Annotated in this window: 15 protein-coding genes; 3 read left to right on the top strand and 12 right to left on the bottom strand. The window is 66.2% G+C overall.

Annotated elements, in window-relative coordinates:
- The first annotated feature begins 6 nt into the window (after window positions 1-6).
- From AC3WMR_RS10905 to AC3WMR_RS10895, 3 genes are all read left to right on the top strand, one after another.
- Window positions 7-507 carry a TRAP transporter small permease gene (locus AC3WMR_RS10905; protein WP_492263105.1) on the top strand — a complete coding sequence of 167 codons (501 nt, stop codon included), beginning with the start codon at window positions 7-9 and terminating at the stop codon, window positions 505-507.
- Window positions 500-1,801: a TRAP transporter large permease gene (locus AC3WMR_RS10900; RefSeq protein WP_492263104.1), complete on the top strand. Its 1,302-nt coding sequence runs from the start codon at window positions 500-502 to the stop codon at window positions 1,799-1,801. Before AC3WMR_RS10905 ends, AC3WMR_RS10900 begins: the two co-directional genes overlap by 8 nt.
- A 337-nt stretch (window positions 1,802-2,138) precedes the next feature.
- Complete coding sequence (locus AC3WMR_RS10895; protein WP_263915583.1) at window positions 2,139-3,209, top strand: porin; 1,071 nt, start codon at window positions 2,139-2,141, stop codon at window positions 3,207-3,209.
- Window positions 3,210-3,329: 120 nt separating this feature from the next.
- Here AC3WMR_RS10895 and AC3WMR_RS10890 read toward each other — a convergent pair whose 3' ends face one another.
- The 12 genes from AC3WMR_RS10890 to AC3WMR_RS10835 form a co-directional block, all read right to left on the bottom strand.
- On the bottom strand, window positions 3,330-4,037 hold the full coding sequence (locus tag AC3WMR_RS10890) for an ABC transporter ATP-binding protein (RefSeq protein WP_025136469.1): 708 nt from the start codon (window positions 4,035-4,037) through the stop codon (window positions 3,330-3,332).
- 4 nt (window positions 4,038-4,041) lie between these two features.
- Window positions 4,042-4,764 (bottom strand): ABC transporter ATP-binding protein, encoded by a 723-nt coding sequence (locus AC3WMR_RS10885; RefSeq protein ID WP_199166736.1) that lies wholly within the window; start codon window positions 4,762-4,764, stop codon window positions 4,042-4,044.
- The gene (locus tag AC3WMR_RS10880) at window positions 4,745-5,734 is read right to left on the bottom strand and encodes a branched-chain amino acid ABC transporter permease (protein ID WP_175193741.1); all 990 of its coding nucleotides are present in this window, start codon (window positions 5,732-5,734) and stop codon (window positions 4,745-4,747) included. Before AC3WMR_RS10880 ends, AC3WMR_RS10885 begins: the two co-directional genes overlap by 20 nt.
- A 1-nt stretch (window position 5,735) precedes the next feature.
- Complete coding sequence (locus AC3WMR_RS10875) at window positions 5,736-6,587, bottom strand: branched-chain amino acid ABC transporter permease (protein ID WP_492263103.1); 852 nt, start codon at window positions 6,585-6,587, stop codon at window positions 5,736-5,738.
- A 46-nt stretch (window positions 6,588-6,633) separates the two neighbouring features.
- Window positions 6,634-7,890, bottom strand: a complete 1,257-nt coding sequence (locus AC3WMR_RS10870) for an ABC transporter substrate-binding protein (protein ID WP_492263102.1) — start codon at window positions 7,888-7,890, stop codon at window positions 6,634-6,636.
- Window positions 7,891-8,216: 326 nt separating this feature from the next.
- Window positions 8,217-9,023, bottom strand: coding sequence for a putative hydro-lyase (locus AC3WMR_RS10865; RefSeq protein WP_492263101.1), 807 nt, complete (start codon window positions 9,021-9,023; stop codon window positions 8,217-8,219).
- Between the two features lie 101 nt (window positions 9,024-9,124).
- A complete protein-coding gene (locus tag AC3WMR_RS10860; RefSeq protein ID WP_492263100.1) occupies window positions 9,125-10,036 on the bottom strand; it encodes a LysR family transcriptional regulator in 912 nt (303 codons plus the stop codon).
- A 70-nt stretch (window positions 10,037-10,106) separates the two neighbouring features.
- A complete protein-coding gene (locus AC3WMR_RS10855) occupies window positions 10,107-11,456 on the bottom strand; it encodes an amidase (RefSeq protein WP_492263099.1) in 1,350 nt (449 codons plus the stop codon).
- A 101-nt stretch (window positions 11,457-11,557) separates the two neighbouring features.
- Entirely contained in the window at window positions 11,558-12,241 is a 684-nt protein-coding gene (locus AC3WMR_RS10850) for a DUF2848 domain-containing protein (protein ID WP_492263098.1), read from the bottom strand.
- 75 nt (window positions 12,242-12,316) lie between these two features.
- The gene (locus AC3WMR_RS10845) at window positions 12,317-13,600 is read right to left on the bottom strand and encodes a TRAP transporter large permease (RefSeq protein ID WP_492263097.1); all 1,284 of its coding nucleotides are present in this window, start codon (window positions 13,598-13,600) and stop codon (window positions 12,317-12,319) included.
- A complete protein-coding gene (locus tag AC3WMR_RS10840) occupies window positions 13,597-14,217 on the bottom strand; it encodes a TRAP transporter small permease subunit (protein ID WP_492263096.1) in 621 nt (206 codons plus the stop codon). Before AC3WMR_RS10840 ends, AC3WMR_RS10845 begins: the two co-directional genes overlap by 4 nt.
- Window positions 14,218-14,293: 76 nt before the next feature.
- On the bottom strand, window positions 14,294-15,340 hold the full coding sequence (locus AC3WMR_RS10835; RefSeq protein ID WP_175218157.1) for a TRAP transporter substrate-binding protein: 1,047 nt from the start codon (window positions 15,338-15,340) through the stop codon (window positions 14,294-14,296).
- Window positions 15,341-15,371 lie beyond the last annotated feature (31 nt).

Below are 15,371 nucleotides of genomic sequence, written 5' to 3'. Positions count from 1 at the left end.
GACACCATGCGCCGCTTTCTAGATGGTCTTTACGGCGCGGCCGGCCTGTTGGCCGGCCTGTGCACGATCGGCGTGCTGGTGTCGGTGCTGGCCGCGATCGTCGCGCGCCAGCTCGGCCTGAACATACCCGGCACGGATGCCTATGCCGGGTATTTCATGGCCGCCGCCGGTTTCCTGGCGCTGGCCAGCACGTTCAAGCACGGCGAACACATCCGCGTCACGCTGCTGCTCAATTCGCTGTCGCCCGCCGGCAGCCGCCGCCTGGACATTTTCGCGCTGGCGATGGGCTGCCTGCTGGCCGCCGCGTTCGCCTTCTTCAGCATCAAGCTGGCCTACGACTCGTGGCAATTCAACGACATTTCCACGTCCAACGACGCCACGCCGCTGTGGATTCCGCAGCTGAGCATGGCCGTGGGCACGGTGCTGTTCCTGGTCGCCCTGCTCGATGAGCTGGTTCGCCGTTCACGCGGCCTGGCCGCCGCCACTTCGCAGCAAACCCATGAATGAACTTCTCGTCATTACCTTATTGGTCGTCTCGATCTTTGCGCTGCTGGGCTGCGGCGTCTGGGTCGGCCTGACGCTGGCGGGCACCGCCTGGATCGGCATGGAGATCTTCTCCAGCCGTCCTGCCGGCGACGCGATGGCCGTCACCATCTGGGGCGCCTCGTCCAGCTGGACCCTGACCGCCCTGCCCCTGTTCCTGTGGATGGGTGAAATCCTGTTCCGCACCCGACTGTCCGAAGACCTGTTCAAGGGCCTGGCGCCGTGGCTGAACCGCCTGCCCGGCCGGCTGCTGCACACCAACGTCATCGGCTGCGCGATCTTCGCGGCGGTATCGGGGTCGTCGGCCGCCACCTGCGCCACGGTCGGCAAGATGACCATTCCCGAGCTGACCCGCCGCGGCTACCCCGAGGAGAAGATCCTGGGCACGCTGTCGGGCGCGGGCACACTGGGCCTGCTGATCCCGCCCTCGATCATCATGATCGTCTATGGCGTGGCGGCGGACGTGTCCATCGCCAAGCTGTTCATCGCGGGCATCGTGCCGGGCATCTTGCTGGCCCTGTTGTTCATGGGCTACATCGCCTGGTGGGCGATCCGCAATCCTGGCCAGGTGCCGGCGGCCGACCCCGGCCTGACGTTCATGGAAAAGCTGTCGCGCTCGCGCCACCTGATTCCCGTGATGCTCTTGATCGGCGCCGTGCTCGGCTCGATCTACACCGGCATCGCCACGGCCACCGAGGCCGCGGCGGTGGGCGTGGTGGGCGCGCTGATCCTGTCGGCCTTGCAGGGGTCGCTGAACCGCGGCACCTTCATGCAATCGCTGCTGGGCGCCACCCGGCTGTACTGCATGATCGCGCTGATCCTGGCCGGTGCGCAGTTCCTGACGCTGGCCATGGGTTATATCGGCCTGCCACGGGCGCTGGCCGAATGGATCGGCGCACTGGGCCTGTCGCAGTTCGGGCTGATCATGGCGCTGATGGTGTTCTTCATCGTCCTGGGCTGCTTCCTGGACGGCATTTCGATTGTCGTGCTGACGATGGGCGTGCTGCTGCCCACGGTGCAGGCCGCCGGCATCGACCTGATCTGGTTCGGCATCTTCATCGTTTTCGTTGTGGAAATGGCACAGATCACCCCACCGGTGGGCTTCAACCTGTTCGTGCTGTCCGGCATGAGCGGACGCGAACTGCCCTATATCGCGCGCGCCTCGCTGCCGATGTTCTTCCTGATGATCCTGGCCGTGCTGCTGCTCTATGCCATCCCGGGCATCGCCACATGGCTGCCTTTGCACATGACGCTGTAAGCGACTCCGCATCCACCCAAAACCCCGTTCTTGCAACGGGGTTTTTTTGGGACAATCACAGGATTGTTTCAACAATCGTCTTTTTTGGAATTCTGTAAACCCAGGGAAAACGCCAAAAAGATAAAACAACAACACAACCCGTAACTTTTTTAGAATCCCCGTGGCGTTCTGGTTGCGCACCAAGATGGCGCATGAACGCACAAACGGCCAACGCTCCGGACCCGCGCCAACCCTGGCGTCGGTGCGACGGCCCAGCTCCAGGCGAACCGCCAGGCGCGACCCGCCGAGTCACAAGCCCGGCTCACGCTAAGAACAGAAACATCTAGGAGAAGCCTTCGTGAAACGCATCACCCTCTCTCTCGCTGCAGCCGGCCTCGGCCTTGCCGCCGGCGCCGCTTCGGCGGAAACCAGCGTGACCCTGTACGGTATCGCCGACGTCAGCATGCGCTACGTCAACACCAGCTCCGGTTCGACCGGCGTGGACGGCAGCCGCATCTCGATGGAAAACGGCGCTATCTCGAACAGCCGCTGGGGCCTGCGCGGCTCGGAAGACCTGGGCGACGGCAACCGCGCCTTCTTCCGCCTGGAGCAAGGCTTCAACGTGCAGAACGGTCGCGGTTCCGACACCAGCAAGACCTTCAACCGCCTGGCCTACGTCGGCCTGGACGGCGGCAAGATCGGCGCGCTGACCCTGGGTCTGCAAAACACGGTGATCCAGGACCTGATGGCGGACTACTTCGATCCGCTGACCGTCGGTAACTACAACGAAAACTCGTGGCTGCCCGCCGCCATGGGTCGCGTGCGCAACAACAACACTGTGCGCTACTCGAACACGCTCGGCGACCTGAACGTCATCGCGTCGTGGGCCAACGGCGACCGTTGGGACGACAAGAAGGCTGGCCAGCAAATGGGCATCAGCCTGCGCTACACCGCCGGCCAGCTCGGCCTGGGCGGCGCGTTCATGAAGACGTACCAAGGCACCGATTCCGACCTGCGCCAGCAAGTCTGGAACCTGAGCGCCTCGTACCAGTTCGAAAGCGCCAAGATCTTCGCCGGCTACTTCAACGGCCGTGACCAGACCGGTTGGGTCAACGCCGTCATGGGTGGCACCACCACCGCCCAGCTCGACCGCAAGGACAACGGCTACTTCGCCGGCGTGACCTGGCAAGCGACCCCGCGCTGGGCCATCACCGGCGCCGCCTACTACGACCAAAGCAAGAACGTGGTCGAAGACGGCGACAAGGGCAAGCGCTACGCCCTGGTGGCCGTGGCCGAGTACTCGCTGTCCAAGCGCACCCAGGTGTACGGCACCGTCGACTACAACAAGGTCAACGATGCCGTCACCGGCGAAATCGCCGGCCGCACCAGCCAGATCGGCGCGGGCGTGGGCATCCGCCACATTTTCTAAGTCCTTCATCGGACTCAAGGCCTGCCCCCGGCCGCATAGTGAAAAGCCCATCGCGCGAGCGATGGGCTTTTTTTCGTCTGGGGCCAGGTTGGCGGGCCAAGTTCCGGGTTGGAGCCCCGGCTACATCCCCAGATACGCGCGGCGCACCTCGTCCGACGCCGCCAACTCGGCCGCGTCGCCCGACAGCGCGATGCGCGCGCTTTGCATCACGTAGGCGCGCGCCGCCACTTCCAGCGCCTGCGCCATGTTCTGCTCGACCAGCAGCACCGACAGGCCGTCGTCGCGATTCAACGCGGCCAGGGCGTCGAAGACCTGCTCGACCAGCAAGGGCGACAGGCCCAGGCTGGGCTCGTCGATCAGCAGCAATCGCGGGCCGCTCATCAGCGCGCGGCCGATGGCCAGCATCTGCCGTTCGCCGCCGGACATGGTGCCCGCCAATTGCTCGCGCCGCTCCTTCAGGCGCGGGAACAAGGCGTAGACCTTCTCCAGCCGCTCCTGGTAGATGCGTTCGTCGCGTACCGTGTAGGCCCCCAGCCGCAGGTTCTGCTCGACCGGTTGGCGCGCAAATACCCGCGCGCCTTCCGGAATCATCGCGATGCCCTGCTTGACCAACTGGTCCGGCGGGGTGCCCGTGATGTCGCGCCCTTCGAAGACCACCCGGCCTTCCTTGGGCTTGACCGAGCCGATGATGGCCAGCAAGGTGCTGGACTTGCCCGCGCCGTTGGCGCCCAGCAGCGCGGCGATCTCGCCCGGGCGCACTTCCAGGGACACGCCGCGCACGGCCTGCACGCCGCCATAGGCCACGCTCAGGTTCTCTACCTTCAACATCACTTCAGGCACGGTGCTTTCTCCCCAGATAGGCTTCGATCACGGCGGGATTGCGCACGATGTCCTGCGGCGCGCCTTCGGCAATCATCTGGCCGAAGTTCAGCACCAGCACCCGCTGGGCCAACCGCATCACCACTTCCAGCACGTGCTCGACGATGATCAGCGTGACGCCCGCGGCATGAATGCCGCGCAGGATCTCGGCCAGCGCGATGGCCTCGGCCGGATTCAGGCCGCCGGCCACTTCATCCAGCAGCAACATGCGCGGCTCGGTCGCCAGCGCGCGTGCCAGCTCGACCCGCTTCTGCCCGGCCACGTTCAGTTCGGCGGCCAGCGTGTTGGCGCGGTCGGCCAGGCCAACCAGCTCCAGCACCTTGGCGGACGCACGGCGCGCATCGGGCAGCCGGGGATGGCGCAGCAAGGCGCCGACCATGGCGTTCTCCAGCACCGTCATCTGGCCGAAGCTGCGCGGGATCTGGTACGTGCGTACCAGGCCCATCGCGGCGACCTGTTCCGGACGGCGGCCGATCATCGATTCGCCCCCGAATGTCACCGTGCCGGAGGTGGGCTCGTGATGGCCCACCAGGCCGTTGAACAACGTGCTCTTGCCCGCCCCATTGGGACCGATGATGGCCACGATCTCGCCCGCCTCGACGGACAGCGAGATATCCTTGTTGGCGACCAGGCCGCCGAAGCGCTTGGTCAGGTCCTTAACGTCCAGCAGAGCCACGGCGCCTCCTCAATGTCACCAGACCGCCTGGCAGGAACAGGGTGACGAGCAGAATCGCCAGCCCGAAAATCAGCAGGTCCAGGCCCAGGCCCGAACTGCCCCACAGCACGCGCGTGCCTTCCGACAACGGCAACAGCACCGCCGCGCCCAGCCACGGGCCGACCAGCGTGCCCACGCCGCCCAGGATGGCCACCAGCACCACCTGCACCGACATGGTCAGGCTGAACATCGATTCCGGATCGATGAAGCCCACATACATCGCGAAGAAACCGCCCCAGACCCCGGTCATGCCCGCCGACAGCACGAACGCCAGCATCTTGTAGCGGTCGGCCGGCACGCCCAGGCTGCGCGAGGCGGCTTCGTCGCCGTTGATCGCGCGCCAATAGAAGCCTGTCTTGGAATGCACCAGGAAGTACGTGGCGCAGAACGTCAGGAACGCCAGTCCCACCGCGATCCAGTAGTACGGCACCTTGCTGCGAAACAGCAGCATCCAGGCCGCATCGCCGATGGGCGCTTCCAGCCCGACGGCGCCGCCCGCCCATTCCCAGTTGATCAGCAACAGCAAGCCGATCTGCAAGAGCGCGATGGTGGCCATGGCGAAATAGTGGCCGGACAGGCGCAAGGTCGGCCCGCCCACCAGCCAGGCCAACGCGGCGCTGATCAAGCCGCCCAGCGGGATGCCCAGGAGCGGCGTGAGCTTCAGGTGGTGCAGCAGCAGCAAGGTGGTGTAGCCACCCACGCCCACGAACACGCTATGGCCAAAGGAAATTCGCCCCAGGAAGCCGCCCACCAGGTTCCAGCACGCACCCAGCGCGCCGAACATGATGGCCAGCAGCAGCACCTGCAAGGTGAACGAGTCGGTCACCGCCAGCGGCACCGCCGCCAGCAGGACCGCCACGCCCAGGGCCACGGCTACCGGCCATTTCGGCACGCCCGAGGACGCGCCATCGATTTTCTGTGTCGTCGTCATGTCACCACCGCCCGAACAGGCCGCGCGGCCGGTACCAGAGAACCAGAATGAACAGGATGAACACGCTGACGGTCTTCAAGGCGGGCGCCACGAAGTAGCCCGTCATTGCCTCGATGATGCCGATCAGGATGCCCGCGATGAACGCGCCCGGCAGCGAACCGAAGCCGCCCATGCACACCGCCACGAAGGCCAGCAGGCCGAACACCGTGCCCACCGACGGAAACACATAGAAGAAGGTGGTCAGCAGCGCGCCGGCAAGACCCACCGCGGCGCTGCCCAGCATCCAGACCTGGGCGTTGACCCGGTCCGGTGAAATGCCCACCAGCGCCGCCACCTGGCGGTCTTCGGCGACCGCCTGCAGGGCATGGCCCCAGCGGGTGCGATACACCAGAATGAACAGGGCCGCGATCACCACCAGCGCGATCAGGCCGGTCACCACTTGCGGACGGCCCAGCGAGATGCCCGCCAGCGTCACGCTGCCGGACACCATCGTGTCGGGCAGGCTGCGGTAGTCGGGGCTGAAGGCGATGAAGGCCAGCTGGCGCAGCACCAGGCCCAGCCCGAAGGTGGCCAGGATGACCGCCATGGCCGGGCCTTTCTGCAAGCGCTTGATGATCAGCGCATAGGTCAGGAAACCGACGAAGGCGAGGATGATGGCCACCAGCGGCGCGGATAGCGTGGGGTCGATATGCCCCAGGGTATAGAGCCAATAGGCGGCATACATGCCGAGCATCAGAAATTCGCCATGGGCGAAGTTGATGACGTCGGTGATGCCCCAGATCAGCGCCAGCCCCACCGCTACCGCGGCATAGATCAGGCCGTTGAACAGGCCTGCCGAGAGAGCTTCAAACATGGAGTTGCTCCTGTGGCGGGCCCCCGCGGCCCGCCACGGCTGATGATTACTTCCAGGAGAACGGCAGCGTGGGCAGCGTCTTGTCGGTGCGGTACTTTTCCGGCCAGACCGTCTGGTAAGACGCGCCCTTCAGTTCCAGGATCAGGCCCGAACCCTTGGTGTTCTGGCCCTTGTCGTCGAACTTCACGCCGGCCCAGGGCATGGCCACTTGCGCCTCGCCCAGGTCGGTGGCTGCCAGCGCCTTGCGGATCGCTTCCGGATCGGTGGAACCGGCGCGGTTGATGGCGTCGGCCAGCACCAGCACGCCCTGCATCGAACGGGCGTTGTTGCCATTCAGGTCCTTGCCGGTCTTGGCCTTGTACATGTCGTTGATCTTCTTCAGCCCGGCCTTGGCGGCGGCAACGTCGTTGCCCCACACGTCGCGCGTCAGCACGCCCTGCACCTGCGGGCCCACTTCCTGCACGAAGCGCGAATCGATGAAGCCGGCGTCGTTGGCCAGCAACACGGGCGGCGCGTACTTGCTTTCGCGCATGGTGCGCACGAACAGCATGGCGTCCGACGTGTAGCTGGCGAAGATCGCCACGTCGGCCTTGGCCGCGGCCAGCTTCTGCACTTCGGCCGTCACCGAGGCCGAACCGGCGCTATAGGCGATATTCGCCACCACTTCGCGCTTGTACTGCTTGGCGAACTTTTCGACGGCCTTGTAGGTGTTGACGCCGAAGTCGGTGTTCTCGTACACCACGGCGATCTTGGCCGTCGGCGTGCCCTTGATGGTGTCCAGGAACTGCATCATGTTTTCGACGAAGGTATCGTCGTTGGGCGAGGTGCGGAAGAACCACTTGTAGCCGCGTTCGGTCAGGTCCGGGCTGCTGGATTCACCGTTCAGGTAGGGAATGCCGCGCTGCTCGGCGATGCGGCTGGCGGTTTTGGTCACGGCGGATTGGTAGGCGCCGGTCAGGGCCACCACTTTTTCCTGGTCGATCAGGCGCTGCGCATCGGCCAGGCCCACTTCGGGCTTGCCCTGCGAATCGCCGAACACCACTTCGATCTTGGCCCCGCCCAACGCCGGCAGGCCGGCGCCCGCGGCCAGCGGAATGCCCTCGAGCTCGGGATGCGGGTTATTGATGATATCCACGGCCAACTCCACCGCGGCCTTGATCTCGGCGCCGGTGGACGCCAGCGCGCCGGACAAGGGATAGATCGCGCCGATCTTGACGGTCTTGACCTGCGCCTGGGCGGCAAGCGGCGCTGCCGCCAACATCGCCAGACTCGCGGCGACACCCGCAATGAGCTTCATCTTCATTACCAGACTCCTGGAAAAATTCCACTGTGAAAGCAATGCAATGTGCGGGGCCCGCGGCCCCGGGCCCGGCGGTTCCGGGCTTGCGGCAACCCGCCACCCTCCGGCATGCCGGAAGGCGGTGGGCCCTGAACTTCTGTCGCCTTTTCCCCTTGTCCTTTAATGGATCGTTCTGGAGGCAAAACCAAAGCTGCTTGGCGCGCCCGGCTGGCGGGCGCCTGTGATGCGGACTGCTGACTCGTGCGTGAAGGTGAAGATTCCTGTCGGTGACCCTGTTTCTAGCGCGTTTGTGCTGACGGAATACTGAGCAATGCCTGGCCGGCCTGCGCCTACAGGATGGCCATGCGGCTGTTGATCAGGTCGGTGACCAGCATGTGGCCCGGCGCGTGGGTGATGCAGAATTCGGGGCGCACGGCGGCCACGACCGATTGCGGTGTCACGCCGCAAGCCCAGAATACGGGCAGTTCGCCCGGACGCACGTCTACCGCGTCACCATAATCCGGCCGGTTGATGTCGGCAATCCCGATCAACTCGGGATCGCCGATGTGCACCGGCGCGCCGTGTACCGAGGGAAAACGTGAAGTCACCTGGATAGCGCGAATGGCGTCGGCGGCCTTGAGCGGGCGCATCGAAACCACCAGCGGGCCGCCAAAGGCGCCGGCCGCCTGCGTCGGGATATTGGTGCGGTACATCGGCACGTTGCAGCCCTGTTCGATGTGGCGCACGGGCAGGCCGTTGTCCAGCATTGCCTCTTCGAACGAGAACGAACAGCCAATGAGGAACGACACCAGATCGTCGCGCCAGATGTCGCGCACATCGGTGGGCTCGGCCACCAGTTCGCCGTTCTGCCAGACGCGGTAGCGCGGGATGTCGGTACGGATGTCGATGTCGTGGCCCAATTCGGGCAAGGCGGGGTCGCCAGGCCCGGACATGGCCAGCAAGGGGCAAGGCTTGGGATTACGTTGGCAGAAATGCAGGAAATCGGCCGCCAGCGCACGCGGCAGGATCGCCAGGTTGGCCTGCACGTGACCCGGCGCGAGGTTCGCGGTGGGCCCGGTCAGTTTGCCGCTGCGGGCGTCGAGCCGGGCGCGGCGCGCCAGTTCGATGCTGTTGCGGGCCGCCGAATCGAATGCCATGTCTATTCCCCTTGCGTCAGTATTGGTATGGGGACATTGCACAGGAACTCGGCGCCAGCGTCTAATCACATGTTGCGATAGACCCCGATCAAAATTCCTTATCAGGGTTTTGCCGGATGGCGCAGCGCCTCTTCGCGCGCAATCTGCTGCGCGGCTTCGGCGACCGCGCGCGGCACCTGGCTGTCCGGCCCCTGCATCCAGCAGGCGGTGTAGTGCAGCGGCGGCAAGGCCGGCGCCTTGACGTCCAGCAGCCGCAATTCACCTTGCACCAGTTCTTTCTGCAGGATCACCGGCGCGATGACGGCCGTGCCGATGCCGTCCAGCGCCATCCGCACGATCACGCTCAGGGCCGAACTGCCGTACATGCGGGGCGACTCCACCCCGGCTTGAAGCATCAGCTGGCGTACCGCGCGGTGCGGGTCGGTAGTCGATGAATACGTGATGACGGGCCATTGCGCCAATCGCTTCAGGCTGATGGGCAGGCGCCCCACTTTCAGCTTGGGGCTGGCGACCCAGCTGAGCGGGTAATTGCACAAGTACAGGTTCTCGACCCGCGGCTCTTCCATGGGGCCCAGCAGGAACGCCAGGTCGATCTGGCGCGAGGCCAGCTGGGTCTTGAGCATGGTGGTGGTGTCCACCTGGATTTCGACCATCAGCGCCGGATAGGCGTCGTGCAGGTACTCCATCAGGGTGGGCAGCCAGGTGTGCACGATGGTCTCGGACACGCCCAGGCGCAGCGTGCCGCTCATGATGCTCTGGGCGCGGGCGGCTTCCTGCATGTCGCGCCGCAGCTGCAGCATGCGTTCGGCGTGCGACAGCAGTTCGCGCCCCTTGCCGGTGAGCTTGATGCCGCGCACGTCACGGTCGAACAGGCGGATGCCCAGATCGGATTCCAGCGACGCGATGCGCTGGGATATGGCCGGCTGGGTGGCATTGAGCTTTTCGGCGGCCGCGCGGAAACCGCCCAGCGTGGCCACCCAGAAAAACGTCTCGATATTGCGCAGGTCGATCATGCAGCCAGCTTGCCGCGTATCCCAGCGCGTGTCCAGCCGTTGGCGGGGCCGCCATGGCCCCGCCGCGGCCTCAACGCCCGGCCAGCAGGTCTTCGACCGCCAGGCCGATGGCCAGGATGCGGCGGTCGGCGCCATTGCTGCCGGCGATCATCAGGCCGACCGGCGCCGTGCCGTCGGCGTGGCAAGGCAGCGACAGCGCGCAACCATCCAGGAAATTGATCAGGGTGGGATTGCGCAGGATCAGGCCGTTGGCGGCGTAATAGGCTTCGTCCGAGGCGGCCAGGTCGGCCACGGGCGGAGCCACGATGGGCGTGGTGGGCATGATCAGGGCGTCGTAGCCGGCGATGCGGCGGTCCACCGCGGCCACCCAGGCTTCGCGCGCATCGAGCAGGTCCAGGTAGTCGGCCGCGCTCATGTCCTTGCCGCGCAGGATGCGCGAGACCACGCGGGGGTCGTAGCGCTTGCCGGCCCGTTCGATCAGGCCGCGATGCCAGGCCCAGGCCTCGGCGGCCGTGAAGCCGCCCTTGGCATTGATGTTGGCCAGCTCGGCGAATTCGGGGATGGCGATCTCGTCGACCAGCGCGCCGGCCTCGACCAGGCGGGCCACGGTACGGGCGAAGGTGTCGGACACGTGCTTGTCCATGGCGTCCAGCGCCAGCGTCTTGGGCACCGCCAGGCGCAGGCCACGCAGCGGCAGCGCCTCGGGCACGGGGCCGCCGTCGCCCGACAGGATGGCGTCCAGCTCGGCGCAGCAGCGTACGCTGGCCGCAATGGGGCCGATGGAATCCAGGTTGGCCGACAGCGGCAGCACGCCTTCCATCGACACGCGCCAGGCGCTGGGCTTGAAGCCGGTCAGGCCGCACAGCGCGGCCGGAATGCGCACGGAGCCGCCCGTGTCCGACCCGATGGCCGCCACGGCCATGCCGTCGGCCACCGACACGGCCGCGCCCGACGATGAACCGCCAGGAATGCGGCCGGTGGCGCGGTCCCAGGGGTTCAGCGGGGTGCCGTAGTGCGGGTTGATGCCCAGGCCCGAATAGGCGAATTCGGTCATGTTGGTGCGGCCGATGATGACGGCGCCCGCGGCGATCAGGCGCTGCACGACCTCGGCGTTGGCATCGGCGGCCGGTTCACCTTCGCGCGCCACCGAGCCTGCCATCGTGGTTTCCCCTTCGATGTCGAACAGGTCCTTGACGCTGATCGGCAGGCCTTCCACGGCCGAGCGGACGATGCCGGCGGCGCGCAACGTGTCGGACGCGCGGGCCTGGGCCAGGGCCGATTCGGCGTACAGGCGGGTGAAGGCGCGCGCGCCCTCGCCCGCCGGATCGGCGGCGCGGGCCAGCGCGGCCTCGGTCAGTTGCACGGAAGTGGCGCGGCCGTCGCTCAGGGCTGCCGTCAAGTCGTTCAGGGTCGCAAGCATAAGGTTCCAGGTGCCGCCGGGCGGCGTGATGAATACGGACGGAAATAACACTGGCGCACCCCGCCGGGGCGCGCCCTGCCTGTCAAGACGATAGCCGGGGGTCAGGCCACCACGGGCAAGCTTTCGACATGATAACGGTGGCGCAGGCTGCGTTGGCGACGCGGATCATGCAGCTCCATGGTGAACTCGGCCGCGGCGCGGATGCCGCCGATGGCGCCCACCGTGCCGCAGGTCATGCCGGCGCCTTCGGGCAGCACGGCGGCCCCGCCCGTGTAACCGGCGATCAGTTCCTGCGGCGTGCGCAGCGAGGCCAGCGGGCCTTCCTGGTACAGCACCTGTTCGCCGTTCTCCACGATCCACGAGCGGATGATCAGTTCGTCCCAGTAGTCGGCCACGTCGGCCAGACGCCAGGCGCTGCCGGCCACCGGCTTGACGCAGACCTGCTTGGACATGGCCACGCTGACCGTCTCCAGCTTGCGGTCGGTGTGGTCGGACGCGATGCTCACGTACATCTCGCCGCCGGCCGCGAACACGAAAGTCTCGACCTCACCGGACGAATCGCCGCCCAGCGCCTGCACGCGCTCGCCCTGGGTCAGCTGGTTTTCCGCGATGCGGTAGTACAGCGGCACGCTGCTGGGGCGCGGCACACCGATGGCGGCCAGCTCTTCGATATGGTGCTCGATCGCGGCCCTATCGCGTCCGGCCCAGCCGGCCACGATGAGGGTGTTGACGTCCACCTCGATCTGGCGGGGAACGTCGGCTTGAATCTGGAATACGGCTTTCATGACTATCCTGCGAATGGAAAAAGAAGGGAAACGGGCACGGCGCCTGGCCGCGCCCCGGGCAATGCGGAGCCGGTGCTAGCCGAACACCCGCGGCAGCCACAAAGCCAGGTCCGGCCAGAACGACAGCAGCGCCAGCATCACGAACATCGCGGCCACGAACGGCAGGCTGCCGACGATCACCGCGCTCATCGAACCGCTCTTGCGCAGGCTTTGCACCACGAACAGGTTCAGGCCCACCGGTGGCGTGATCAGCGCGGCCTCGACCAGGATGATGATGATGATGCCCAGCCAGATGGGGTCGTACCCCAGCGCGATCATGATGGGCGCCACGATGGGAATGGTCGTGATCATCATGGACAGGGTCTCCATGAAGCAGCCCAGCACCAGGTAGAACACGATCACGATCAGCAGCATCCAGCCCGGCGACAGCCCCAGGCCGGTGATCGACTGCGTCAGCGCGTCGGTCAGGCCGGTGGCGGACATGACGAAGTTCAGGAAGCTGGCGGCGACCACGATCAGCATGATCATCGCGGTCGAACGCATGGTGCCTTCCATCGCTTCGCGCAGCATCGTCCAGGTCAGCCGGCGGAACCAGGCGGCCAGGATCAGCGCACCCAGCACGCCCAGCGCGGCGGCTTCGGTGGGCGTGGCCAGGCCCGCGTAGATCGATCCCACCACCAGCAGGAAGATGCCCATGGGCGGCGCCAGGTGCACCAGGCTGGCGAAGCGTTCGCCCCAGGTGGCCTGGATCTTCTTGCCGCCCCAGGACGGCTTGGCCACGCAGGCCACCACCACGGTCAGCATGAACAGTGCCGCCATGGCAAACCCCGGGATGATGCCGGCCAGGTACAGCTTGGGCACCGACGAATTGGTCAGCACCCCGTAGATCACCAGGTTGATGGACGGCGGAATCAGGATGCCCAGCGTGCCCCCGGCCGCCAGGCTGCCCAGGAACAGCGGCTCGTTGTAGCCATACTTGCGGATCTGCGGAATCGCCACGGTGCCCACGGTGGCGGCCGTGGCCACGCTGGACCCGGACGTGGCCGAGAACAGCGTGGATGCGCCGATGTTGGCGTGCATCAGGCCGCCAGGCAGCCAGGACAGCCACAGGCTCATCGCGCCGTACATGCGCTCGGCGAACCCGGCGCGCAGCAGCACCTCGCCCAGCATGATGAACAGCGGAATGGCCACCAGCAGGAATTCGTTGTTCGTGCTCCACGAGATTTCGCCGATCGCACGCGACAGCGGCAGCATGGAAAACAGCGGGTCCAGGATCAGGCCCAGCACGCCCAGGGCGGCGCCCACGGGAATGGACAGGCCGATCAGCACCAGCAGCAGAGTCAGGGCGGTGGCGATCATGCTGCGGCTCCCTTGACCATGCGTTCACCGGCGGCGGCTTCCTCGTCGGCCTCTTCCTGCGCCGAACGCACGCCGCAGATCTCCTTGACCAGCGCCAGGTCGCCCGTCACCAAAGCCGCCGACGCACGCGCCAGCATCAAGGCCACGGTCACGCACATCCAGGCCAGCCCCAGCAGCCACAGCCCTTGCGGGATCCACAGCGGCGTGGCCAGCGGCGTATTGGCCGCGGACTTCTGCGCCCAGGAGGTCTGCACCACTTCGAAGGCGTAGTACGTCAGGAACACCATGAAGACCGCCAAGGCCACCATGGAAAGCCAGTCCAGCAGTGCGGACACGCGCACCGGCAACATCTGGTAGAGCACGTCCACGCGCACGTTGGCGCGTTGCAGCGTGGCGAAGGCCAGTGCCCACGACGTGCTGATGGCGAAGGCGTAGCTGGACAATTCGTCCGCGCCGCCGGTGTTGAAGCCCAGGAATTTGCGGGCCAGGACGTCAAAGGAAATGAGCAGGACGCTGGCGACGGTCAGCGCGCCGCCCGCCCATACCGCCGCGCGCGAGAAACTCTCGGCGCGCCGCAGCAGCCCGCCCAGCAGGCGGAGGTGTTCGGATCGGGTCATGGGAAGAACCTGTTGCGGCCGGATTCGGCCTGGATGAAGATGACGGGCGCGCCGCCACGGCGGCGCGCCCCGGCGCTTACTTGCTCGCCGTCACACCCAGCGTCTTGCCGACGGTGGCGTTGAAGTCCTTGACGCATTGCGCCGAGCAGCGGGCGGCCCACTTGGGTAGCACGGCTTCCTGCGTGACCTTCTTGAGCAAGGCGCGGTCGGCGTCGGACGGCTGCACCAGCACCATCTTGCCCTTGACCGGGAACGGGCACGCGGCAGCCCCCGTGTTGCAGTCATAGCCTTCCTGGGTCTGGCGCGCCGCGGCGTCCCAGATATTGTCGACCAGCGTCTTCACGTTGGCCTGCAGGAACGTGCGGACGTTGGGGTCGAGCTTGTCCCAGGCCTTCTGGTTGACGGCGTGGATCTGCTGGTTCCAGTTGATGGGCAACGCCACCAGATGGGTCGACACTTCGTACCATTTGGCCGAATAGCCCGACAGCGAACCCGTGATGGCGCAATCGACCACCTTGTTCTGCAGCGCCGGCACCACTTCGCCGAACGCCATCGTGACGCTGGAGCCGCCCAGCGCCTCGACGAACTCGGCCGTCGTGCGACTGCTGGTGCGGACCTTCTTGCCCTTGATGTCGGCCAGCCCCTTGATCTCGGCATTGCAGAACAACACCTGCGCCGGATAGGTCGAAATGCCCAGCAGCTTGACGTTATTACCTTCGCCATACAGGCGGGCATACACCGGTTCGAACGCGTTGGTCACGGCGCGGGCCGTCTGCACGTCGGGCGCCAGGCCGGCCAGGTCGATGGCCTCGTTGATGGGGTTGTCGCTGGCGAAGTACGACAGCGTCGCGGTACCGAACTCGACCACGCCCGTCGACATCAGGCGCAGCAGCTCCGGGCCTTTCAGGCCCATTTCGTTGAAGCCCTTGATGTCCGCCGTCACCTGGCCCTTGGACTGTTCCGGCACGGTCTTGGTCCAGAACGGCTTTTCGTAGTCGTTATAGGCGGTCAGGTTGGACAGGCCGCCCACGACCTTCAGGTGGGTCTTGGGCAGGTCCTGCGCCTGGGCGGCGCCGGCGAGCAGACTGGCGGCGATGGCGGCTAAAACAAGCGACTTCTTCATGGACTGAAACTCCTAGCTGGCGGGATGGTCT

The sequence above is a fragment of the Achromobacter sp. FW305-C-28 genome (assembly GCF_058783235.1).
The sequence above is the reverse complement of the archived record's forward strand: the minus strand, read 5'-3'. Positions and strand labels throughout refer to the sequence as shown.

Excerpts from the sequence above, each read along its gene's own strand:
- AC3WMR_RS10905 (WP_492263105.1), top strand. The coding sequence starts at position 7 with ATGCGCCGCTTTCTAGATGGTCTTTACGGCGCGGCCGGCCTGTTGGCC.
- AC3WMR_RS10900 (WP_492263104.1), top strand. The coding sequence starts at position 500 with ATGAATGAACTTCTCGTCATTACCTTATTGGTCGTCTCGATCTTTGCG.
- AC3WMR_RS10890 (WP_025136469.1), bottom strand. The coding sequence starts at position 4,037 with ATGTTGAAGGTAGAGAACCTGAGCGTGGCCTATGGCGGCGTGCAGGCC.
- AC3WMR_RS10880 (WP_175193741.1), bottom strand. The coding sequence starts at position 5,734 with ATGACGACGACACAGAAAATCGATGGCGCGTCCTCGGGCGTGCCGAAA.
- AC3WMR_RS10875 (WP_492263103.1), bottom strand. The coding sequence starts at position 6,587 with ATGTTTGAAGCTCTCTCGGCAGGCCTGTTCAACGGCCTGATCTATGCC.
- AC3WMR_RS10870 (WP_492263102.1), bottom strand. The coding sequence starts at position 7,890 with ATGAAGATGAAGCTCATTGCGGGTGTCGCCGCGAGTCTGGCGATGTTG.
- AC3WMR_RS10865 (WP_492263101.1), bottom strand. The coding sequence starts at position 9,023 with ATGGCATTCGATTCGGCGGCCCGCAACAGCATCGAACTGGCGCGCCGC.
- AC3WMR_RS10860 (WP_492263100.1), bottom strand. The coding sequence starts at position 10,036 with ATGATCGACCTGCGCAATATCGAGACGTTTTTCTGGGTGGCCACGCTG.
- AC3WMR_RS10855 (WP_492263099.1), bottom strand. The coding sequence starts at position 11,456 with ATGCTTGCGACCCTGAACGACTTGACGGCAGCCCTGAGCGACGGCCGC.
- AC3WMR_RS10850 (WP_492263098.1), bottom strand. The coding sequence starts at position 12,241 with ATGAAAGCCGTATTCCAGATTCAAGCCGACGTTCCCCGCCAGATCGAG.
- AC3WMR_RS10845 (WP_492263097.1), bottom strand. The coding sequence starts at position 13,600 with ATGATCGCCACCGCCCTGACTCTGCTGCTGGTGCTGATCGGCCTGTCC.
- AC3WMR_RS10840 (WP_492263096.1), bottom strand. The coding sequence starts at position 14,217 with ATGACCCGATCCGAACACCTCCGCCTGCTGGGCGGGCTGCTGCGGCGC.
- AC3WMR_RS10835 (WP_175218157.1), bottom strand. The coding sequence starts at position 15,340 with ATGAAGAAGTCGCTTGTTTTAGCCGCCATCGCCGCCAGTCTGCTCGCC.